Annotated in this window: 20 protein-coding genes; 11 read left to right on the plus strand and 9 right to left on the minus strand. The window is 57.3% G+C overall.

Translation table 11 applies throughout. From position 1 onward, the window contains the following. Positions 1-10 precede the first annotated feature (10 nt). The 7 genes from ispC to rpsB all read right to left on the minus strand — a co-directional run bounded on the left by ispC (position 11) and on the right by rpsB (position 6092). Positions 11-1198 (minus strand): 1-deoxy-D-xylulose-5-phosphate reductoisomerase, encoded by a 1188-nt coding sequence (gene ispC, locus B347_RS0120600; RefSeq protein WP_019411588.1) that lies wholly within the window; start codon positions 1196-1198, stop codon positions 11-13. Continuing rightward, positions 1195-2001: a phosphatidate cytidylyltransferase gene (locus B347_RS0120605; protein ID WP_019411589.1), complete on the minus strand. Its 807-nt coding sequence runs from the start codon at positions 1999-2001 to the stop codon at positions 1195-1197. The genes ispC and B347_RS0120605 overlap by 4 nt, the downstream gene beginning before the upstream one ends. Further along, positions 2001-2756: a polyprenyl diphosphate synthase gene (gene uppS / locus B347_RS0120610; RefSeq protein WP_019411590.1), complete on the minus strand. Its 756-nt coding sequence runs from the start codon at positions 2754-2756 to the stop codon at positions 2001-2003. Before uppS ends, B347_RS0120605 begins: the two co-directional genes overlap by 1 nt. 15 nt (positions 2757-2771) lie before the next feature. Continuing rightward, entirely contained in the window at positions 2772-3329 is a 558-nt protein-coding gene (frr, locus tag B347_RS0120615; RefSeq protein ID WP_019411591.1) for a ribosome recycling factor, read from the minus strand. Then, positions 3326-4069 carry a UMP kinase gene (gene pyrH / locus B347_RS0120620; RefSeq protein WP_003440426.1) on the minus strand — a complete coding sequence of 248 codons (744 nt, stop codon included), beginning with the start codon at positions 4067-4069 and terminating at the stop codon, positions 3326-3328. The genes frr and pyrH overlap by 4 nt, the downstream gene beginning before the upstream one ends. 209 nt (positions 4070-4278) lie before the next feature. Beyond that, positions 4279-5142 carry a translation elongation factor Ts gene (tsf, locus tag B347_RS0120625; protein WP_019411592.1) on the minus strand — a complete coding sequence of 288 codons (864 nt, stop codon included), beginning with the start codon at positions 5140-5142 and terminating at the stop codon, positions 4279-4281. A gap of 206 nt (positions 5143-5348) precedes the next feature. After that, positions 5349-6092, minus strand: a complete 744-nt coding sequence (gene rpsB, locus B347_RS0120630; RefSeq protein ID WP_019411593.1) for a 30S ribosomal protein S2 — start codon at positions 6090-6092, stop codon at positions 5349-5351. A 589-nt stretch (positions 6093-6681) separates the two neighbouring features. Here rpsB and map point away from each other — a divergent pair. The 3 genes from map to dapC are packed head-to-tail and all read left to right on the plus strand — an operon-like array spanning position 6682 to position 11448. Then, positions 6682-7464, plus strand: a complete 783-nt coding sequence (gene map / locus B347_RS0120640) for a type I methionyl aminopeptidase (protein WP_019411595.1) — start codon at positions 6682-6684, stop codon at positions 7462-7464. 58 nt (positions 7465-7522) lie between these two features. Next, positions 7523-10225, plus strand: a complete 2703-nt coding sequence (locus B347_RS0120645; protein WP_019411596.1) for a [protein-PII] uridylyltransferase — start codon at positions 7523-7525, stop codon at positions 10223-10225. A gap of 23 nt (positions 10226-10248) precedes the next feature. Further along, positions 10249-11448, plus strand: coding sequence for a succinyldiaminopimelate transaminase (gene dapC, locus B347_RS0120650; protein WP_019411597.1), 1200 nt, complete (start codon positions 10249-10251; stop codon positions 11446-11448). A 91-nt stretch (positions 11449-11539) separates the two neighbouring features. On the opposite strand, the gene B347_RS0120655 is transcribed toward dapC, so the two are convergent. Then, positions 11540-13186: a Na+/H+ antiporter gene (locus B347_RS0120655; RefSeq protein WP_019411598.1), complete on the minus strand. Its 1647-nt coding sequence runs from the start codon at positions 13184-13186 to the stop codon at positions 11540-11542. Positions 13187-13432: 246 nt separating this feature from the next. Here B347_RS0120655 and B347_RS0120660 point away from each other — a divergent pair, with 246 nt between their 5' ends. The 4 genes from B347_RS0120660 (at position 13433) to B347_RS0120675 (ending at position 16546) form a co-directional block, all read left to right on the plus strand. Beyond that, on the plus strand, positions 13433-13795 hold the full coding sequence (locus tag B347_RS0120660) for an ArsC family reductase (protein WP_019411599.1): 363 nt from the start codon (positions 13433-13435) through the stop codon (positions 13793-13795). A 47-nt stretch (positions 13796-13842) separates the two neighbouring features. After that, positions 13843-14877, plus strand: coding sequence for a 2,3,4,5-tetrahydropyridine-2,6-dicarboxylate N-succinyltransferase (dapD, locus tag B347_RS0120665; protein WP_019411600.1), 1035 nt, complete (start codon positions 13843-13845; stop codon positions 14875-14877). Between the two features lie 62 nt (positions 14878-14939). After that, the gene (locus B347_RS0120670; protein ID WP_019411601.1) at positions 14940-16145 is read left to right on the plus strand and encodes an aminotransferase class V-fold PLP-dependent enzyme; all 1206 of its coding nucleotides are present in this window, start codon (positions 14940-14942) and stop codon (positions 16143-16145) included. After that, a complete protein-coding gene (locus tag B347_RS0120675) occupies positions 16142-16546 on the plus strand; it encodes a SufE family protein (RefSeq protein WP_019411602.1) in 405 nt (134 codons plus the stop codon). Before B347_RS0120670 ends, B347_RS0120675 begins: the two co-directional genes overlap by 4 nt. 201 nt (positions 16547-16747) lie before the next feature. Here the strand turns inward: B347_RS0120675 and tcdA are convergent, their stop codons facing one another. Beyond that, entirely contained in the window at positions 16748-17560 is an 813-nt protein-coding gene (gene tcdA, locus B347_RS0120680) for a tRNA cyclic N6-threonylcarbamoyladenosine(37) synthase TcdA (protein WP_019411603.1), read from the minus strand. Between the two features lie 276 nt (positions 17561-17836). Between tcdA and B347_RS0120685 the strand changes: the two genes are divergently transcribed. From B347_RS0120685 to B347_RS0120700, 4 genes are all read left to right on the plus strand, one after another. Beyond that, a complete protein-coding gene (locus tag B347_RS0120685) occupies positions 17837-20428 on the plus strand; it encodes a glycosyltransferase (RefSeq protein ID WP_019411604.1) in 2592 nt (863 codons plus the stop codon). Between the two features lie 100 nt (positions 20429-20528). Next, positions 20529-21680, plus strand: a complete 1152-nt coding sequence (gene dapE, locus B347_RS0120690; protein WP_019411605.1) for a succinyl-diaminopimelate desuccinylase — start codon at positions 20529-20531, stop codon at positions 21678-21680. After that, positions 21680-22489: a putative RNA methyltransferase gene (locus B347_RS0120695; protein ID WP_019411606.1), complete on the plus strand. Its 810-nt coding sequence runs from the start codon at positions 21680-21682 to the stop codon at positions 22487-22489. The genes dapE and B347_RS0120695 overlap by 1 nt, the downstream gene beginning before the upstream one ends. A gap of 79 nt (positions 22490-22568) precedes the next feature. Next, on the plus strand, positions 22569-22946 hold the full coding sequence (locus tag B347_RS0120700) for a hypothetical protein (RefSeq protein ID WP_019411607.1): 378 nt from the start codon (positions 22569-22571) through the stop codon (positions 22944-22946). The last annotated feature ends 35 nt before the right edge of the window (positions 22947-22981 follow it).

Raw genomic sequence — 22981 nt, forward strand, 5'->3', positions numbered from 1 at the left:
GTACCACTTGTCAGCCGTTACGGCTCAACCACTGTTCAGCCCGCAGTCGCGCTTTGGCATCCACCACAAATACCGCATCCAGTTCGTCCAGAGCAATCACCGGTTCACTGCCCAAGACCTCTTCAATCATATGAGCGATTTGTGGATAACGGATTCGCCCATCAAGGAACGCCCCGACTGCCACCTCATTCGCTGCATTAAGCATCGCTGGCGCGCTATTGCCCGCCATCGCAGCCTCACGAGCCAAGCGCAAACAAGGAAAGCGTTGCTCATCCGGACGCTGAAAATCCAGGCGTGCAACGGCAAACAGATCCAGTGGCGCAACGCCCGAATCAATCCGTTCAGGCCACGCCAACGCATTCGCAATTGGCGTACGCATGTCTGGATTGCCAAGCTGAGCCAACACTGAACCGTCAACGTAGTCGACCAACGAATGGATCACGCTTTGCGGATGGATCACCACCTCAACCTGGCTCGGCTTGGCGTCGAACAACCAGCACGCCTCAATGAGTTCCAAGCCTTTGTTCATCATGCTGGCCGAATCGACCGAAATCTTGCGCCCCATCGACCAGTTGGGATGAGCGCACGCCTGATCCGGCGTTACATGCTGCAAATCAGCCAACTGGGTTTCACGAAAAGGCCCGCCCGACGCAGTCAGTAAAATCCGGCGCACACCAACTGCGCCCAAGCCTCGGGCATAGTCGTGTGGCAAGCACTGAAAAATAGCGTTGTGTTCACTGTCGATAGGCAGCAACACCGAACCGCTGCGACGCACCGCCTGCATAAACAGGTCGCCCGTCATGACCAGCGCTTCTTTATTAGCCAGTAGGATTTTCTTACCCGTATTCACGGCCGCCAATGTCGGTCGCAAACCCGCAGCACCCACGATTGCCGCCATCACAGCGTCAACCTCAGGGGCCGAAGCAATCTGGCACAACCCCTCTTCACCGACCAAGACTTCGGTGTTGAGGCCTGCTGAACGAAGGCCCGCCTGCAATTGGCTGGCCGCACGCTCATCAGGCACAACAGCAACTCTCGGCATGTGCTTGACGCACAAAGCCAGCAACTCGGCGAGACGGCTGTAACCGCTCAAGCCAAAGACTTGGTAGCGATCAGGGTGACGCGCAATAACATCTAGAGTGCTCAGGCCAATCGAGCCTGTCGCCCCCAAAACCGTAATTTGTTGTGGACGACTCATGACGCCGCAATCCAAAGCAGTACTGCAAATACAGGGATCGCCGCGGTCAAACTGTCAATACGATCCAGAACGCCTCCATGCCCAGGCAGCAGGTTACTGCTGTCTTTAATACCGGCCTGACGTTTGAACATACTTTCGGTGAGGTCGCCCACTACCGAAATCAACACAATCATTGCTGCACCGAACAGCGCCGCGAACATCTCGGGGATGCTCCAGCCGCGCGTAAAACCTACAGCAGCGGTGATCACCAAACTCAGCAACAGACCACCAAAAACCCCTTCCCAGCTTTTGCCTGGACTGACTTTGGGCGCAAGTTTGCGCTTGCCGAATTTTCGGCCCGAGAAGTAAGCGCCAATGTCGGCGCCCCACACCAGAACCATAACAGCCATGATCAGCCAATTTCCTAGCGGCATGGCCTTAATCAGCACGAGGCCTTGCCACGCCGGCAGCAAAATCAGCAGACCGATAACGAGCTTGGTCGAGGTAGTAGACCAGCGCTCAGCCGATTGCGGGAAGGTCAGGACCAACCAAGTCGCCGCCCCCCACCACAACACAGCCGCCCCCAACACCCACGGCGCCAGATCGGGAAAAACGTACAACCCAAACAGCAGCAAAGCCACTACCACGGCAAAGACAACCCGCGCGACCGAAGCCTCGAAGCCTGCCAGACGCGCCCATTCCCAGGCTCCCAGGGTCACAACTAGGCCGATAAACAGCGCAAATCCAGCCCCTTCAAGCAGGAAAAAGCCGCACAAGGCGATGGGTAGCAATATAAGTGCAGTAATGATGCGTTGCTTAAGCATTAAATCCGGGCTCCAGCCTCAACCTGCTCGCTCGTTTTACCGAAACGACGCTGGCGAGAAGCGAAATCAGCCAACGCATTACGCATGGCTTCGTGTTTGAAGTCCGGCCAGAACAGGTCGGAGAAATACAACTCAGAGTAGGCCAACTGCCACAGCAAGAAGTTGCTGATGCGATGCTCGCCGCCTGTGCGGATGCACAAATCAGGCAAGGGCAACTCGCCCGTGACCAGACAGGTTTGCAACAGGCCTGGCGTGATGTCTTCAGGCTGCAAATGCCCTGCCTGAACCTCCCGCGCCAGCCGTTGCGCAGCCTGCGCGATATCCCACTGCCCGCCGTAGTTAGCGGCGACCTGCAGGACAAAGCGATCAGGCCCTGCCGTCATCTGCTCCGCTTCACGCATCGCCGCCTGCAATTCGGGATGAAAACGTGAGCGATCACCGATGATCCGCAAGCTGATGTTGTTTTCATTGAGACGCTTGGCCTCACGACGCAACGCCCGGAAGAACAAATCCATCAGGGCGCTGACTTCAGCCGCAGGGCGCTGCCAGTTTTCACTGGAAAACGCGAATAAAGTGAGCACCTCGACCTTGGCCTTGACACACACTTCAATCACTGCGCGAACAGCATCCACTCCCGCTTTATGCCCGGCAACACCCGGCATAAAGCGTTTTTTCGCCCAGCGATTATTACCATCCATGATAATCGCGACGTGTCGCGGCACCGATGATGGCTCTGTCTGCTTGGTCTTTTCCATAAAACGCCCAGACCCTTATACGGCCATCAGGTCCGCTTCTTTCTGCTTGGTAGCCGCATCAATATCTGCCTCGGCCTTATCGGTCAGCTTCTGAATGTCGGCAGCAGCACGACGCTCTTCGTCTTCACTGATCGCTTTATCTTTAACCAGCTTTTTCAGCTCGCTCAAGGCATCACGACGAATGTTGCGCACCGCAACACGTGCATCTTCAGCTGCACTGCGCGCCTGCTTGGTGAAACCTTTACGGGTTTCTTCAGTCAGGGCTGGCATGGAGATCAACAACAATTCGCCCAAGTTGGTCGGATTGAGGTTCAAGCCAGCGCTTTGGATAGCCTTATCGACGGCAGCCAGCATGTTGCGCTCAAAGGCCACGACTTGCAGGGTGCGCGAGTCTTTGACGGTCACGTTGGCAACACTGCTTAACGGGGTGTCAGCGCCGTAGTAAGGCACCATAACGCTACCCAGAATGCTTGGGTGCGCCTTGCCGGTACGGATCTGGCCAAATGCATGGGCCAGCGATTCCAGCGATTTCTGCATGCGCTCTTGAGCGTCTTTTTTGATTTCGTTGATCATTGTTGACCTTCCTCGATCAGAGTCCCTTCAGCGCCGCCATGGACAATATTAAGCAGGGCGCCGGGCTTGTTCATATTAAATACGCGCAATGGCATTTTGTGGTCACGGCACAGGCAAATAGCCGTCAGGTCCATAACACCCAGTTTGCGATCCAGTACTTCATCGTAAGTCAGATGATCGAACTTCTCGGCATGCGGGTCTTTAAATGGATCTGCGGTATACACGCCGTCAACCTTGGTCGCTTTAAGCACCACATCAGCGTCGATTTCAATGGCACGCAAGCAAGCCGCCGAGTCAGTGGTAAAGAACGGATTACCAGTACCCGCTGCAAAAATCACCACGTCCTTGGCATTCAAGTGACGCATTGCCTTACGACGATCGTAATGATCAGTCACGCCCACCATGGAAATAGCCGACATTACGATGGCAGAGATATTGGCACGTTCCAGCGCGTCCCGCATGGCCAAGGCATTCATCACAGTTGCCAGCATGCCCATGTGGTCGCCGGTGACACGATCCATGCCTGCCGCACTCAGCGCAGCACCACGGAACAGGTTGCCACCACCAATCACCAAACCTACCTGAACGCCGATGCCGACCAATTGGCCCACTTCCAGCGCCATGCGGTCGAGTACTTTGGGATCGATCCCGAACTCTTCAGAGCCCATCAGGGCTTCGCCGCTTAGCTTGAGTAGAATGCGTTTATAGCGAGCTTGATAACCACTGCCCTGCTGAGCCATTGCGAATCTCTCCTGCCGCGTTTTTTTAAAAAAATCTGTGCGAGGCCACTTTCAGCCCGCGCTTACTCTAGCGTGGCGCTGCACAGCAGCACCATCGGAACACGACTTCATCAATCGGTTCCGCAAGAGAAGGTAAAACCCTCTCCCATTTGAAAAGAGGCTGCGCGCGTGAGCGGGCAGCCTCTTCGGGGCGACAGTTTAAAACTGTCTTATTGCTTGGCTGCAGCCAGCTGAGCAGCAACTTCTTCAGCGAAGTTGTCTACTGGCTTCTCGATGCCTTCACCTACTTTGTAGTAAGTGAAAGAAACGATTTCAGCACCGGCTTTCTTAGCCAGCTCGCCAACTTTGATTTCCGGGTTTTTAACGAAAGCTTGCTCAACCAGGCTCGCTTCAGCCAGAAACTTGCTGATACGGCCTTTGATCATGTTTTCAACGATGTTTTCTGGCTTGCCGGCGATCTTGTCAGCATTGAGGCTCAGGAACACCGCTTTTTCGCGCTCGATCGCTTCTTCAGAAACTTCCGAAGGCAGCAGGAACTCTGGGTTGCTTGCAGCAACGTGCATAGCGATGTCTTTGGCCAGCTCAACGCTGCCGCCGTTCAAAGCTACAACTACACCGATCTTGTTGCCGTGCAGGTAACCACCAACCACATCACCTTCAACGCGAGCCAGGCGACGGATGTTGACGTTTTCGCCAACCTTGCCGACCAGTACCAGACGATCAGCTTCTTGAGCTTCGATCAGAGGCTCAACAGTAGTCAGTTTGTCTGCAAATGCTTTTTCAATGCTGGCAGCAACGAATGCCTTGAAATCATCCTGCAGGGCCAAGAAGTCAGTCTGCGAGTTCACTTCCAGCAGAACTGCGGTTTTACCGTCTTCCTTCAGAGCGATAGCGCCTTCAGCAGCAACGTTGCCTGCTTTCTTGGCAGCCTTGATGGCGCCCGAAGCACGCATGTCATCAATGGCTTTTTCGATGTCGCCGCCAGCCTTGGTCAAGGCTTTCTTGCAATCCATCATGCCTTCGCCGGTACGCTCACGCAGTTCTTTAACCAACGCTGCAGTAATCTCTGCCATTTCAAAATTCCTCTTGGATAGGTTTTCAACCATTCCACCCGACCGAACGGGCGTTCAAATTCGTGTGAAGCCTGCCTCGAGGCTCCCTGCCAGCCGCAATCTGATACAGCAACGACGGGAGCATGTCCAACAAATGGATTTCGAGGTGGCAAAAAGGGGGCCAAGCCCCCTTTTTGCGCACTGAGTAAACGCTAGGCGTTAGTTACTCAGCCTTCAACTACCGCTGCAGCTGGAGCTTCTTCGACGAAAACGTCGGTGCCGCCAGCAACGTGGTTACGACCACGGATAACAGCATCAGCCATCGCGCCCATGTACAGCTGGATAGCGCGGATTGCGTCATCGTTACCTGGGATGATGTAGTCAACGCCTTCTGGGCTGCTGTTGGTATCGACAACGCCGATAACCGGGATACCCAACTTGTTAGCTTCGGTGATCGCGATACGCTCGTGGTCAACGTCGATAACGAACAGAGCGTCTGGCAGACCGCCCATGTCCTTGATACCACCCAGGCTACGATCCAGCTTTTCCAGATCGCGAGTACGCATCAACGCCTCTTTCTTGGTCAGCTTAGCGAAAGTACCGTCTTCTGCTTGAACTTCAAGGTCACGCAGACGCTTGATGGAAGCACGGATGGTTTTGAAGTTGGTGAGCATGCCGCCCAACCAGCGGTGATCCACGTACGGCGAACCGCAACGTGCTGCTTCTTCAGCAACGATCTTGCCAGCGGAACGCTTGGTACCGACGAACAGAATCTTGTTTTTGCCCTGAGCCAGACGCTCTACGAAAGTCAGAGCTTCGTTGAACATTGGCAGGGTTTTTTCAAGGTTGATGATGTGGATCTTGTTACGCGCGCCAAAGATGTATTTACCCATCTTTGGGTTCCAGTAACGGGTTTGGTGACCGAAGTGCACACCGGCCTTCAGCATATCGCGCATGTTGACTTGGGACATGGTAGTTCCTTAGTAAGTCGGGTTAGGCCTCCACGTATCCCAACGACCAACCAGCAGCTTCAAGCTGAAGGCACCCAGGTCATCGTGTCGATACGTGTGTGGGTTTGTGCTCTGCGGGCTATACCCGCAAAGCGGCGCATTTTATACCACAAGGTGCGTAAAAAACGAAGCGCGAATTCAGATTTTATTGCCAACCCCTTGCCCTGCAAGGGTTTACGCTACGTAGGCACGCTGCGACGGGCCATCCATGGGCCAGCGCAGCTCTCTCGGCATCCATGCCGGTCGACCCACTCCGCGAAACCTCCATTCGGCCTCCCGAAGGAGCGGGTAGATCAAGATCAAAAACCTAAAGATCAAAAACCAGATCAAATGCAGCATAAATCAGGGCTCATTTCCCTCGCCTGCATTTTGCACGAGGCTTGGAATAGCGCCAGAATGCCCCACTCTATTAATAGAAGCGATGGCGCAAGGCTCATCTTTACAGCCGACCGTCTGGTAGAATCGCGTTTTTATGGCGGTGTGTAGCTGTAATGTCTCGTCACACACCCGCAATCCTGATGATGAGCGCTAACGCGCGAAGAGAGCCTGTATGACCGTCACCCTCAAAACCCCCGAGGACATCGCAAAGATGCGTATCGCCGGCAAACTGGCCGCCGATGTGCTGGAAATGATCGCCGAATACGTAAAACCTGGCGTCACGACTGAAGAGCTAGACCGCATTTGCCATGACTATATTGTCAATGTGCAACAGGCCATTCCTGCTCCGCTCAATTACAAAGGTTTCCCTAAGTCGATCTGCACCTCGATCAACCACGTGGTTTGCCACGGCATTCCAGGTGATAAGGCGCTGAAAGACGGCGACACCCTGAACATCGACGTGACCGTGATTAAAGACGGTTATCACGGTGACACCAGCCGTATGTTCCACGTCGGCAAAGTGCCGGTCTGGGCCGAGCGCCTGTCGCAAGTGACTCAAGAGTGCATGTACAAAGCCATCGAAATCGTAAAACCAGGCTGCCGCCTAGGCGATATCGGGGAAGTGATTCAGAAACACGCCGAAAAGAACGGCTTCTCGGTGGTTCGAGAATTCTGCGGTCACGGCATTGGCAAGGTGTTCCACGAAGAACCGCAAATCCTGCACTACGGCCGTGCAGGCACCGGGATGGAGCTCAAAGCTGGCATGACCTTCACCATCGAGCCCATGATCAACCAGGGCAAAGCCGACACCAAGGTGCTGGGCGATGGCTGGACGGCAATCACCAAGGACCGCAAGCTGTCTGCCCAGTGGGAGCACACCTTACTGGTGACCGACACCGGCTACGAGATTTTCACCCTGCGCAGTGATGACACCATCCCGCGTGTCTCGGCCTGATAGTTGCTTAATGCCAGCCACTGAATAGAAACAAATCTCACGATAGGAAAGCCAATCGATGCCGCAGGTGGATCCCGAACTTTTTGACCGCGGCCAGTTCCAGGCCGAATTGGCATTAAAGGCAAGCCCGATTGCCGCTTTCAAAAAGGCCATCCGCCAGGCACGTGAAGTGCTTGACGAACGTTTTCGCAAAGGCCGCGATATTCGCCGCCTGATCGAAGACCGTGCCTGGTTCGTCGATAACATCCTGCAGCAGGCCTGGGAGCAGTTCACTTGGAGCGATCAGGCCGATATCGCCCTGGTCGCCGTTGGTGGTTATGGCCGCGGCGAACTGCACCCCTACTCCGACATAGACTTGCTGATCCTGCTCGATGACGCTGATCACGAGATTTTCCGCGACTCTATCGAGCGGTTTCTGACACTGCTTTGGGACATCGGTCTCGAAGTGGGTCAGAGCGTACGTTCAGTCGACGAATGCGCCGAGCAAGCCCGCGCCGACCTGACTGTCATCACCAACTTGATGGAAAGCCGCACCATTGCGGGGCCTGAACGCTTGCGCCAGCGCATGCTCGAAGTCACTAGCACCGAACACATGTGGCCCAGCAAAGACTTCTTCTTGGCCAAACGTGCCGAGCAAAAAGCCCGGCATCACAAGTACAACGACACGGAATACAACCTGGAACCCAACGTCAAAGGCTCGCCCGGCGGCCTGCGCGACATCCAGACCATTTTGTGGGTAGCCCGTCGCCAGTACGGCACCCTGAATTTACGCGCCCTGGCAGGCGAAGGCTTTCTCGTCGAAAGCGAACACGCCCTGCTGGCCTCCTCCCAGGAGTTTCTGTGGAAGGTGCGCTACGCCCTGCACATGCTCGCCGGGCGCTCCGAAGACCGTTTGTTGTTTGACCACCAACGCAGCATCGCCGAACTCCTCGGTTTTACCGGCGAAGACACCAAGCAGACCATCGAAAATTTCATGCAGCAGTACTACCGGGTGGTCATGAGCATTGCCCAGCTCAGCGACCTGATCATCCAGCACTTTGAAGAAGTGATTTTGGCGCCCGAAGACGAAGCGCCGCCGACACCGATCAACTCGCGCTTTCAACTGCATGATGGCTATATAGAAGCCACCAGCGACAATGTGTTTAAGCGCACGCCATTTGCCATGCTCGAAATATTCCTGCTAATGGCCCAGCAGCCCGAAATCAAAGGCGTACGCGCTGATACCATTCGTTTGCTGCGCGAGCACCGTTACCTGATCGATGACGACTTTCGCAACGACATTCGCAATACCAGCCTGTTTATCGAACTGTTCAAGTGCAAAATCGGCATCCATCGCAACCTGCGTCGAATGAATCGCTACGGCATTCTCGGACGCTACCTACCAGAATTCGGCTTTATCGTCGGACAAATGCAGCACGACCTGTTCCACATCTACACGGTTGACGCACACACCCTGAACTTGATCAAACACCTGCGCAAATTGCAGTACACCCAGGTTTCCGAAAAATTCCCGCTGGCCAGCAAATTGATGGCCAAGCTGCCAAAGCCGGAACTGATCTACCTGGCCGGGCTCTACCACGACATTGGCAAAGGCCGCCACGGTGACCACTCCGAGATTGGCGCGGTGGATGCCGAAGCCTTTTGCATTCGCCATCAACTGCCAGTCTGGGATACACGCCTGATCGTGTGGCTGGTGCAAAACCATCTGGTGATGTCGACCACTGCCCAGCGCAAAGACTTGTCTGACCCGCAAGTGATTCACGACTTTGCACAAATCGTGGTCGATGAGACCCATCTCGACTATCTCTATGTGCTGACCGTGGCCGACATCAACGCCACCAACCCGACGCTGTGGAATTCATGGCGCGCCAGCCTGTTGCGCCAGCTCTACACCGAGACCAAGCGCGCCTTGCGCCGAGGCCTGGAAAACCCGGTGGATCGCGAAGAGCAGATTCGCCAAACCCAAAGCGCCGCACTGGACATCCTGGTACGCAACGGCAACGACCAAGACGACGTGGAGCAACTCTGGTCGCAATTGGGTGACGACTACTTCCTGCGCCACACCTCGGCTGATGTGGCCCTGCACACCGAAGCCATCCTGCAACAACCGGCCGATGGCGGCCCGCTTGTATTGATCAAGGAAACCACGCAGCGCGAGTTCGAGGGCGGCACGCAGATTTTCATTTATGCACCCGACCAGCACGACTTCTTCGCCGTGACCGTGGCGGCCATGGACCAGCTCAACCTCAACATCCATGACGCGCGCATCATCACCTCCAGCAGCCAGTTCACCCTCGACACCTACATCGTGCTCGACAACGACGGCGGCTCGATCGGCAACAACCCAGAGCGCATCGAAAAAATCCGCAAAGGCCTCACCGAAGCCCTGCGCAACCCCGACGACTACCCAAACATCATCCAGCGTCGGGTGCCGCGCCAGCTCAAGCACTTCGCTTTCGCGCCACAAGTGACTATTCACAATGACGCCCAGCGCCCGGTCACCGTACTGGAACTCAGCGCTCCCGACCGCCCCGGCCTGCTGGCTCGCATCGGAATGATATTCCTGGAGTTCGACCTGTCGTTGCAAAACGCCAAGATCGCTACCCTGGGCGAGCGCGTCGAAGACGTCTTCTTCATTACCGACGAAAACAATCAGCCCTTGTCTGATCCGCAACTGTGCATACGTTTGCAGGAAGCCATCGTCGAGCAACTAACGGTCAATAAAGACTCAACCCCAGAAACCTGGCGCCTGAGCATCTAGCCGCCGAGTGAGACCCGCACCCAATGAACAACGCTCTAAATCAGTTGCAGCCTTACCCGTTCGAAAAACTGCGCGCCCTGCTGGCTAGCGTGCAGCCCAACGCCGACAAGCGCCCAATTGCGTTGTCGATTGGCGAACCCAAACACCGCTCTCCCGATTTCGTGGCCAAAGCCCTGGCGGACAACCTTGACCAGATGGCGGTGTACCCGACCACCCTTGGCACCCCCGCCCTGCGCGAAGCCATTGCAAGCTGGGCCTCACGCCGCTTCAACGTACCGGCTGGCTGGCTCGACCCAGCGCGCAACATCCTGCCAGTCAACGGCACCCGTGAAGCACTGTTCGCCTTCACCCAAACCGTGGTTAATCGCGGCGATGACGCACTGGTTGTGAGCCCGAACCCGTTCTACCAGATCTACGAAGGCGCGGCGTTTCTGGCCGGTGCCAAGCCGCACTACCTGCCGTGCCTGGCCGAGTATGGCTTTAACCCGGACTTTGACGCCGTGCCGGCTGACATCTGGAAGCGCTGCCAGATTCTGTTCCTATGCTCACCCGGCAACCCGACCGGTGCCCTGATCCCGCTTGAAACGTTGAAAAAGCTGATCGCTCTGGCCGACGAACATGACTTCGTCATCGCCTCTGACGAATGCTACAGCGAGCTCTATTTCGACGAGCAAACGCCGCCCGCAGGCTTACTCAGCGCCTGCGTAACGCTGGGCCGCGAAGACTTCAAGCGTTGTGTGGTCTTCCACAGCCTGTCCAAGCGCTCCAACTTGCCGGGGCTGCGTTCGGGCTTCGTGGCCGGTGATGCCGAGATTCTCAAGGCTTTTTTGCTGTACCGCACCTACCACGGTTGCGCCATGCCGGTTCAAACCCAATTGGCCAGCATTGCCGCTTGGAACGACGAAGAACACGTGCGTACAAATCGCGATTTGTACCGCGAGAAGTACGATGCGGTGCTGAACATCCTGACCCCGGTACTCGACGTACAACGCCCCGATGGCGGTTTTTACCTGTGGCCAAGGGTTGAAGGCGATGACGCCGAGTTCTGCCTCGACCTGTTCGCTGAAGAGCACGTGACCGTGGTGCCGGGTTCTTACCTGTCACGCGAAGTCGACGGTTTCAACCCGGGTGCCGGGCGCGTACGCATGGCCTTGGTTGCGCCATTGGCCGAATGTGTCGAAGCCGCCGAGCGGATCCGCGACTTCATCCAGCGCCGCCGCTAAACCCAAAACGTAGGAGCTGCCGAAGGCTGCGATCTTTTGACCTTTAAAATCAAAGGATCGCAGCCTTCGGCAGCTCCTACAGTAAGGCGCCTTACTTCACCGTCCCCAGATTCGCTTCGCTCAAATCCAGATCACGCAAAATCTCGCTGAGCACGTCATCGCCGATTTCATGGTGGCGACGCAAGCTGTACAGCTCCAGACGCTGCGCCCGGAGCGCCTTGAGGCGCAAGCGGCTCTCCAGCAGGTCCATTTGTGAGGCCAGCGCTTGAGCTTCCGCAGAGTCGTTGAAGACCTCAAGCTGATGCCGATACTCCGACATGATCCGCGCCTTCAATTCGGCCGCTAATGCTGCCTGCGCCGCGTCTTGCGGGTTGGCCGGCTCGACCACCTCTTCGGCTTCAAGCGCATGAATTGCGGCCTCGGCAGTACGTCGCCACGCCTCTCGTACTTCTTTGCGCATCGCGTCGTCCGGGCTTTTGGGAATGCCGCGCAACAACAGGGGCAAGGCAATGCACGCTGCCACCAATGACAGCAAAATCACTCCAGCCGCAATGAAGATCAGCAGATCGCGTTCAGGGAAGTCCACGCCCTTGCTGATAAACAGCGGCACCGACATGACACCCGCCAAGGTCACAGCCCCGCGCACGCCACCGACCGTCAACAACCAGCAGGAACGGGCAGTCGGCACCAGCGTCAACTCGCCCTTGCCACGCCAGCGACGCAGTAGGCCAGATAAACGCCAAATGCTTTGCACCCAGATAAAACGCAGCGCCAGCAGCACCAGGAAAATCGCTACCACATCCAGGCAGCGGTACAACAAGGTAGGCCAGAGTGTGGTTTCGTGGCTGACAACCGCCTTGATGATGTCAGGCAGTTGCAGGCCCAACAGCAAGAAGATCAGGCCGTTAAACGCGAACTCCAGCAGCCCCCATACACTGCGGTTTAGCAGGCGGGTGCTGGTTTGACGCGGCAGCAAATCCAGCCAACTTTGCATCATCCCGGCCGCCACCGCCGACAAAATGCCGGAAGCGCCCAAGCGTTCGGCCAGTACATAGGCAGCAAATGGCAGCAACAGCATAAATACCACGTGCGTCGCTGGGTCATCCCAACCGCGGGCAATCATCCATGCGCGCATGCGCCCTACCAGCCAGCTCAGGGCCACACCGATGGCCAAGCCACCACAGGCCACCAACACAAATGTCAGGCTGGCATTGGCCAGCGAAAAAACGCCCGTGATCGCAGCGACCAAGGCAAATTTGAAGGTCACCAGACCCGACGCATCATTCATCAACGCTTCGCCCTGAAGCATATGCATCAACGGGCCTGGCAAGCGGTTCTGAGCAATGGCCGACACCGCCACCGCGTCAGTGGGCGACAGCACAGCCGCTAGGGCAAAAGCCACCGGCAACGGGATCGTCGGCAAAAGCCAGTGAATGAAGTAACCCGCCCCCACCACGGTGAACAGCACAAGACCCACGGCCAGGGTCAGAATCGGTCCGCGCAGGCGCCAGAACTCACGCTTGGGCATACGCCAGCCATCAGAGAACAACAGCGGTGGCAAAAATAGAAACAGAAACAACTCGGGGTCCAGCGCAACATGCAGGCCCAAGGTGGGCCATGCCAGCACGGCGCCCGCCGCGATTTGGACCAAAGGCAGAGGTAACGGGATCACACGCCCCAATAAACGCGAGACACCCACCAACATCAGCAGGATGAGTACGGTATAGGCGGTTTGCATATCTACAGAATTCCCAAACAATCAGCGTTAACTAAACCGCTTTTAATCAAACACAGCTAGCAACAATTTTCCATTGCACCTCATAGTAGCTTCATATTGCCAAAGTAGAGCCTGAACAAAAGTCTCAGTGCGACGACATGTCACAACAACCTGCCAAGGTTACAGGCAGCCCGCGCTCAAGCGCGTCGCACATGGCATAATCCGCCACTGCATATTTCTAGGCATCTCCAAAGGAGGGGCAATTCAGTGACCGATTCAAGCAAAACGTTGCACCTTTTCGGCATCAAAGCCTGCGACACCATGAAAAAAGCTCGCACGTGGCTAGATGACCATGCAGTGCGTTACGACTTTCATGATTACAAAACCAGTGGTATCGACCGAGAACACCTCACTCAGTGGTGCAACGAGCACGGCTGGCAAGTGGTGCTAAATCGCGCTGGCACAACCTTTCGCAAACTCGAAGACGAACAAAAAGCCGATCTAGACCAAGCGAAAGCCATTGAGCTGATGCTCGCCCAACCCTCGATGATCAAGCGCCCTGTGCTCGATCTCGGAGACAAAACCCTGATTGGCTTTAAACCTGATCTTTATGCGGCGGCCCTTCTCTAAGCCCAATGGCTAAAGCCCGCCCATTCATTTTTGTAAGAGGTAATTGCATGTCTACAACTCTGTTCAGCGCGGCCTTCGGTGTCGGCACTCAAAATCGTCAAGGCGCATGGCTGGAAGTGTTTTACGCCCAACCGCTGATCAACCCATCGGCCGAGCTGATCGCTGCAATCGCGCCGATCCTGGGCTACACCGATGGCAATCAGGCAATCACCTTTACCACTGCACAAGCCGCGCAATTGGCTGAAGCCGTTAAATCGGTAGACGCTGCCCAAGCCGCGCTGCTGACCCGCCTGGCCGAAAGCCACAAACCACTGGTTGCCACGCTGCTGGCCGAAGATGCTGCGCTGACCTCTACCCCAGAGGCTTACCTGAAGCTGCACCTGCTATCGCACCGTCTGGTCAAGCCGCATGGCCTGAGCCTAGCAGGCGTGTTCCCGCTGCTGCCGAACGTGGCATGGACCAGCCAAGGCGCCATCGACCTGAGCGAGCTGGCTGAGCGTCAACTCGAAGCCCGTCTGCGCGGCGATTTGCTGGAAGTGTTCTCGGTCGACAAGTTCCCGAAAATGACCGACTACGTGGTGCCGGCTGGCGTGCGTATCGCTGACAGCGCGCGCATCCGTTTGGGCGCTTACATCGGCGAAGGCACCACCGTCATGCACGAAGGTTTCGTCAACTTCAACGCGGGCACCGAAGGCCCAGGCATGATCGAAGGCCGTGTATCGGCAGGCGTTTTCGTCGGCAAGGGTTCGGACTTGGGCGGCGGCTGCTCGACCATGGGCACCCTGTCAGGCGGCGGCAACATCGTGATCAAGGTCGGCGAAGGCTGCCTGATCGGCGCCAATGCCGGTATCGGTATCCCATTGGGTGACCGCAACACCGTTGAATCAGGCCTGTACGTAACCGCTGGCACCAAAGTGGCACTGTTGGACGAAAACAACCAACTGGTCAAAGTGGTTAAAGCCCGTGAACTGGCCGGTCAGCCTGACCTGTTATTCCGTCGCAACTCGGAAACCGGCGCTGTGGAATGCAAAACCCACAAGTCGGCCATCGAGTTGAACGAAGCGCTGCACGCTCACAACTAAGCGTTTGTCTGCCACTGATGGGGCCGGCTCACGCTGGCCTCGTCAACAGAGCCTTGAACACCATGCTTTTGCCTTCTCCGTGGCGCGCCGACTTCCCGGCCATCGCCGCCTTGCAACGTCAGGACCAGATCTATCTGGACAACGCTGCAACCACGCAAAAACCCCAAGCCCTGCTCGACGCACTGACGCATTACTACGCCAGTGGCGCCGCCAATGTGCACCGGGCCCAACACTTGCCGGGCGCCCATGCGACCCAGGCGTTTGAAAACAGCCGCAATAAAGTCGCCCAATGGCTCAACGCGGCCGACTGTGGGCAGATTGTCTTTACCCACGGTGCCACGTCGGCACTTAATCTTCTGGCTTATGGGCTGGAACACCACTTCAATCCGGGCGATGAGATTGTCATCAGCGCCCTGGAACACCACGCCAACCTGCTGCCCTGGCAACAGCTTGCACAGCGTAAACACCTGACGCTGGTGGTGCTGCCGCTCGATGCCGCCGGGGTGATTGACCTCGACCAAGCCGCGCGCCTGATCACACCACGCACCCGCCTGCTGGCCGTCAGCCAGTTGTCCAACGTGCTCGGTGTCTGGCAGCCGCTGACTGAACTGCTAGCACTGGCTAAAGCGCACAACGCGTTAACCGTGGTCGATGGCGCCCAAGGCGTGGTTCACGGCCGTCAGGACGTACGCGCACTGGGCTGCGACTTCTATGTCTTTTCCAGCCACAAACTGTATGGCCCTGATGGTGTGGGCGTGCTGTTTGGGCGTCATGCGGCGCTAGCGCGTCTACAACACTGGCAGTTTGGCGGCGAGATGGTGCAAGACGCCGACTACCAGCACGCCACCTTTCGCCCGGCACCGCTGGGCTTTGAAGCGGGCACACCGCCGATTGCCAGCGTGATTGGCCTGGGCGCCACCCTCGCCTACTTGAGCAGCCTCGATCAGGCAGCTGTCGACGCCCACGAGGCCGCGTTGCACCGGCTTTTGGTTGACGGTTTGCAGCAACGCTCAGGCATTCGTCTACTCGGTTCGCCGCAGTTGGCATTGGTGAGTTTTGTGGTCGAAGGCGTGCATAACGCCGACCTTGCCCACTTGTTGACCGAGCAAGGCATCGCCGTGCGGGCCGGGCATCACTGCGCCATGCCACTGCTAAAAAGCCTAGGTTTGGCTGGGGCGATTCGCGTATCGCTGGCGTTGTACAACGACTCTGACGATGTGGAGCGCTTTTTCGATGCGCTCGACCAAGCACTGGAGTTGCTGCAATGACCCTGTCTGCTGACGCCCAAGCCGCCCTCGACAGCTTTGAACACTGCGCCAGTTGGGAACAGCGCGCACGCTTGCTGATGCAATGGGGCCAACGCCTGCCAGAACTGAGCGATGCCGATAAAACCGACGCCAATCGTGTACATGGCTGTGAAAGCCAGGTGTGGTTGGTGAGTGAATTAAAAGACGGGCATTGGCAATTTGCTGCCAGCAGCGATGCGCGCTTGATTCGCGGGCTGGTAGCGTTGCTGCTGGCGAGGGTCAATGGTCTGTCCAGCGAGGCGCTGCACGCCGTGGATCTGCCTGACTGGTTCAACCAGCTTGGCCTGAGCCGCCAGCTGTCGCCGTCGCGCAGCAATGGCCTGAATGCGGTGTTGCAGCGGATGCGTGAGTTGTCTGCTTAAAAGCCTACGCTCAGATTTATGGAGCGCTAAAACTCGTAGCAGCTGCCGAGGCTGCGTCCGGCTGCACAGCAGTCGTAAAATCAGGCAGCGCGGTGTGTCAGTTAAATCTTGCGCTTAGCGCTTACGATCGCTTCGCAATCGGACGTAGCCTCGCAAGCTCGGCAACTGCTACGAAATCGGCTTGCATCCCTCGCGCCGTTTTTAAGCCTGTGCCTTCACCTTCTCCGAAGGCCGCCTTACACCCGCCACGATCTTGTCCACCGCCTTGGTGGCCGCAACCATGCCAAAGGTGGCGGTCACCATCATGACGGCGCCAAAACCTCCGGCGCAATCGAGCTTCACACCGTCCCCAACAAAACTCTTTTGTAAGCAAATGCTGCCATCCGGCTTGGGATAGCGCAGTTGCTCGGTCGAGAACACGCACGGCACGCTGTAATGACGGGTCACGGTGCGCGAAAAACCATAATCACGGCGCAAGGTCGAACGCACTTTGGAGGCCAGCGGGTCATTAAAGGTGCGGTTCAAGTCGCAGACCTGAATCAGCGTCGGGTCTATCTGACCGCCCGCACCACCGGTCGTGATGATCTGGATCTTTCGTCGTTTGCACCAAGCAATCAGCGCCGCCTTGGCATTCACACTGTCGATGCAGTCAATCACGCAATCAATGTTGGGGGTGATGTACTCAGCCATGGTTTCGCGGGTCACGAAATCAGCGACCTCGTGCACGATGCAGTCCGGATTGATCTGGCGCAGACGTTCAGCCATTACTTCGACCTTGTCCCGACCAATGGTCGAACTCAAGGCATGAAGCTGGCGGTTGCTGTTGCTGACGCAGACGTCATCTAGGTCAAACAGCGAGATTTCTCCCACACCGCAGCGGGCGATCGCCTCTGCCGCCCATGACCCTACGCCGCCCACACCGACAATTGCCACGTGCGCCGCACGCAGTCGTTCCAGGCCTTCCAAGCCATATAACCGGGCTACACCGGCAAACCGTGGATCTTCTGTACTCATTGCCAACACCCCAAAAACCGGCGCGCATTATAGAGGGCAGACGTGTCGTTTAGTATCTTTCGTAAGTTCTATGCAACCAAGCCTGCTTTAATGACTCTCAAAGCAACAAGACAAGAACCACAAGAATTAATGAAATAGCCTAAGTCGACTGCAGCAACCTAAGCCTGACCGGATTCCGTGCGCTGTACGGTTGGTCAGAGAGAAGTGTAGGATGCGCGCCGCTGTTGTACCTGCCGACCGATCCTCGTTCCACTCCCTTTGGAACCCGAAATAGTTATGTCATCGCGTAAATTTGGACTCAACCTAGTGGTGGTGCTGGCCATCGCTGCCTTATTCACTGGCTTCTGGGCGCTGATTAACCGCCCGGTTACTGCGCCTAACTGGCCAGATCAAATATCTGGCTTTTCGTATTCGCCGTTTCAGCAAGGCCAATACCCGCAGAAAGACCAGTACCCAACCGACGATGAAATGCGTCGCGACCTGGAAATATTGAGCAAGCTGACCGACAACATTCGGACCTACTCGGTCGACGGCACCTTGGGCAATATTCCCAAACTGGCGGAAGAGTTCGGTCTACGGGTCACGCTTGGGATCTGGATCAGCCCCGATCAAGCGCGCAATGAGCGCGAAATCCAAAAGGCCATCGAACTGGCCAATCATTCGCGCAGCGTCGTGCGCGTTGTGGTGGGCAACGAAGCCCTGTTCCGCGATGAGATCACGCCCGAAGAACTGATCGTGTTGCTGGACCGTGTTCGCGCAGCCGTCAAAGTGCCAGTAACGACGTCCGAGCAATGGCACATTTGGGAAAAATACCCGCAACTGGCCAAACACGTAGACCTGATTGCCGCGCACATTCTGCCGTATTGGGAATTTATCCCGATGGACAAGGCCGGCCAGTTCGTTCTGGAGCGCGCCCGCGACCTGAAAAAGATGTTCCCGAAAAAGCCACTACTGCTCTCCGAAGTGGGCTGGCCAAGTAATGGCCGCATGCGCGGTGGCGCAGACGCGACGCCCGCCGACCAGGCAATTTACCTGCGCACACTGGTGAACACGCTAAACCGTCGCGGCTACAACTACTTCGTGATCGAAGCCTTCGACCAGCCGTGGAAAGCCAGCGATGAAGGTTCTGTGGGCGCCTACTGGGGCGTCTATAACGCGGCCCGCCAGCAGAAATTCAACTTTGAAGGCCCGGTTGTGGCCATTCCACAGTGGCGCGTGCTGGCCATTGGTTCGGTGGTGATGGGCTTACTGTCCCTGGCCTTGCTGTTGATCGACGGCTCGGCTTTGCGCCAGCGGGGTCGCACGTTCCTGACGTTTACCGCGTTCCTGTGTGGCTCGGCCCTCGTGTGGATCGGCTACGACTACAGTCAGCAATACAGCACCTGGTTCAGCCTGACCGTGGGTTTCCTGCTTGGGCTAGGCGCACTCGGGGTGTTTATTGTGTTGCTCACCGAGGCCCATGAACTGGCCGAGGCGGTATGGACGCACAAACGCCGACGGGAGTTTTTACCGATCGAAAGCGATGATGCCTACCGACCTAAAGTCTCGATCCATGTGCCGTGCTACAACGAGCCACCGGAGATGGTCAAACAGACCCTCGATGCGCTGGCCAACCTCGACTACCCGGATTTCGAAGTGTTGCTGATCGACAACAACACCAAAGACCCGGCCGTCTGGGAGCCGGTGCGTGACTACTGCGCCACCTTGGGCCCGCGTTTCAAATTCTTCCACGTCGCGCCCTTGGCCGGTTTCAAGGGCGGCGCGCTGAACTACCTCATCCCGCACACCGCGCCAGATGCCGAAGTGATCGCCGTAATCGACTCCGATTACTGCGTTGATCGCAACTGGCTCAAGCACATGGTCCCGCACTTTATCGACCCGAAAATCGCCATCGTGCAGTCCCCACAGGATTACCGCGACCACAGCGAAAGCACCTTTAAAAAGCTCTGCTACTCGGAATACAAAGGGTTCTTTCACATCGGCATGGTCACCCGCAATGACCGTGACGCGATCATTCAGCACGGCACCATGACCATGACCCGCCGTTCGGTACTCGAAGAACTGGGTTGGGCCGACTGGTGTATCTGTGAAGACGCTGAGTTGGGCCTGCGCGTGTTCGAAAAAGGTTATTCGGCAGCCTATTCCCACAACAGCTATGGCAAAGGCCTGATGCCCGATACCTTTATCGACTTCAAGAAACAGCGATTCCGCTGGGCCTACGGGGCGATTCAAATCATCAAGCGTCACACCTCCAGCCTACTGCTGGGTAAAGACACGGAACTGACCCGTGGCCAGCGTTATCACTTCCTCGCGGGCTGGTTACCGTGGGTGGCTGACGGCATGAACATCTTCTTCACCGTGGGCGCCCTGTTGTGGTCGGCGGCGATGATTATTGTGCCGACGCGGGTCGACCCGCCGTTACTGATCTTCGCTATCCCACCGTTGGCACTGTTTGTGTTCAAGGTCGGCAAGATCATCTTCCTCTACCGTCGAACCGTGGGGGTTAACCTCAAGGACGCGTTTGCCGCTGCCCTAGCGGGTCTGGCGTTGTCGCACACCATTGCCAAAGCGGTGCTGTACGGGTTTTTCACCACCAGCATTCCGTTCTTCCGCACCCCTAAAAACGCCGACAACCATGGCTTTTGGGTCGCCATCTCGGAAGCCCGTGAAGAAGTGTTCATCATGCTGCTGCTCTGGGGCGCAGCACTCGGGATCTTCGTCGTGCACGGCTTGCCAAGCAACGACATGCGTTTCTGGGTGGTGATGCTGCTGGTGCAATCGCTGCCGTACTTGGCAGCCCTGGTCATGGCCTTTACCTCTTCACTGCCAAAACCTGCGCAGGTACTTGAGCAACAACCGACGGCATAAATTGACAGCAACGACTAAACGGCGGCCTCTGGTCGCCGTTTTGCTTTAAGATAACCGCCCTTTTGTGCCGCGCCACCTGTCCCGCTTCGGAGTCTCTACCATGACGGCCCACGCCGACCTCTCGCCGACCCTGCAACTTGCCTGCGATCTGATCCGTCGCCCTTCCGTGACGCCGATCGACGCTGACTGCCAGAAGCTGATGATGCAGCGCCTGGGCGATGCTGGCTTCAAGCTGGAACCCATGCGCATCGAAGACGTCGACAATTTTTGGGCCACCCACGGCAAACACGAAGGCCCGGTGCTGTGCTTCGCTGGCCACACCGATGTGGTGCCGACCGGCCCGGTGCAAGCGTGGCAAAACGACCCATTTGATGCACTGATCGACGAACACGGCATGCTCTGCGGACGTGGCGCTGCAGATATGAAAGGCAGCCTCGCGGCCATGCTGGTTGCCGCTGAGCGTTTCGTCGCCGACTACCCGGACCACAAGGGTTCGGTCGCGTTTCTAATCACCAGCGATGAAGAAGGCCCGGCCCATCACGGCACCAAAGCCGTGGTTGAGCGCTTCGCAGCGCGTAATGAGCGTCTGGACTGGTGCATCGTTGGCGAGCCGTCGAGCACTTCGCTGGTCGGTGACGTGGTCAAAAATGGCCGTCGCGGCTCGCTGGGCGCCAAGCTCACCGTACGCGGCGTTCAAGGCCACGTGGCCTACCCGCACCTGGCCAAGAACCCGATCCACCTTGCAGCCCCGGCGCTGACTGAGTTGGCGGCTGAACATTGGGACAACGGCAATGCCTTTTTCCCACCGACCAGTTTCCAGATCTCCAACCTCAACTCCGGCACTGGCGCGACCAACGTCATCCCTGGCGACTTGGTCGCGGTATTCAACTTCCGCTTCTCGACCGAGTCCACCGTTGAAGGGCTGCAGAAACGTGTTGCCGATATTCTCGACAAGCATGGCTTGGACTGGCACATCGAGTGGGCGCTGTCTGGCCTGCCCTTCCTGACCGAGCCGGGTGCGCTGCTGGACGCCGTGTCGTCGAGCATCAAGCACGTGACAGGCCGCGAAACCAAAGCATCCACCAGCGGCGGCACCTCGGATGGACGCTTTATCGCCACTCTGGGTACGCAAGTGGTTGAGTTGGGCCCGGTCAACGCGACCATTCACCAAGTCAACGAGCGCGTGCTGGCCAGCGATCTCGACGTGCTGACCGAGATCTACTACCAAACCCTGATCAAGTTGCTCGCCTGATGCTTGCTTGCCCTATTTGCTCTGAACCGCTCACAGCGGCCGATAACGGCGTGGTCTGCCCGGCAGGCCATCGCTTTGACCGTGCGCGCCAAGGCTACCTGAACCTGTTGCCGGTGCAGCACAAAAACAGCCGTGACCCGGGTGACAACCAAGCCATGGTTGAAGCCCGCCGCGACTTTCTCAACGCCGGCCATTACGCGCCAGTGGCCAAGCGCCTGGCAGAGCTGGCCGCCGAGCGCGCCCCGCAACGTTGGCTCGACATCGGCTGTGGCGAGGGTTACTACACCGCGCAAATCGCCAAAGCTTTGCCAGATGCCGACGGCTACGCACTGGACATCTCCCGCGAGGCAGTGAAGCGCGCCTGCAAGCGCAACCCGAACCTGACATGGTTAATCGCCAGCATGGCCCGCGTGCCATTGGCCGATGCCAGTTGCCAGTTTTTGGCCAGCGTGTTCAGCCCGCTGGACTGGCTCGAAGCCAAGCGCCTGCTCAGCCCTGGCGGCGGCCTTATGCGTGTCGGCCCAACACGGGGCCACTTGATGGAATTGCGCGAACGCCTCTACGACGAAGTGCGCGATTACGCAGATGACAAACACTTGGCGCTGGTGCCCGAAGGCATGCAGTTGCAACACAGCGAAACACTGGAGTTCACCCTCAGCTTGAGCGCGCCACAAGACCGCGCCAACCTGCTGGCAATGACCCCACACGGCTGGCGTGCTAGCGCCGAACGTCGGGCTCAAGTCATCGAACATCCAGAGCCGTTAATCGTGACAGTCTCCATGCGCTACGACTACTTCGTGCTTCAATAACCCCTTTACGGCCTGCGGCACGCGCGGCAGGCCCGACTAATCCGCGAATGGATTTTTCAGACACGCAGTGAGGACATCCATGCGCCAACCCGATATCGAGATTTACCTAAAAGAATCTGTCACCTACAAAGACGTCGCCGATTGGCTGTCCACCGTGTTGGGCACGTGCTCGGAATGGACGCAAAAAGGCCAGGTATGGAAATGCACCGTGGGCAAAGTCCCGGTGACCTGGATGCCAAAAGCCGTGGGCAAATGGAACAGCCTGTACCTAGAAAGCGACCAAACGCCGTGGGACGACGACATCGCCTGCGCCCGCGATGCCTTTAAGGCATTGAACGTAGAAGTACGCTGCGCGCCGGGCACGTGGGTCGAAGAAGAAGGCGAAGAAACCGCTGACAACTGGATCCGTATCAGCGCAGACGGTGAAGAAGAAATCACCTGGCGAACCGGCTCCTGACTCAGGAACCTTGTAACCACTGCCGCAGGCTGCGA

It is taken from the genome of Pseudomonas psychrophila HA-4 (assembly GCF_000282975.1).
In the GTDB taxonomy this organism is placed as follows: Bacteria; Pseudomonadota; Gammaproteobacteria; order Pseudomonadales; family Pseudomonadaceae; genus Aquipseudomonas; species Aquipseudomonas psychrophila_A.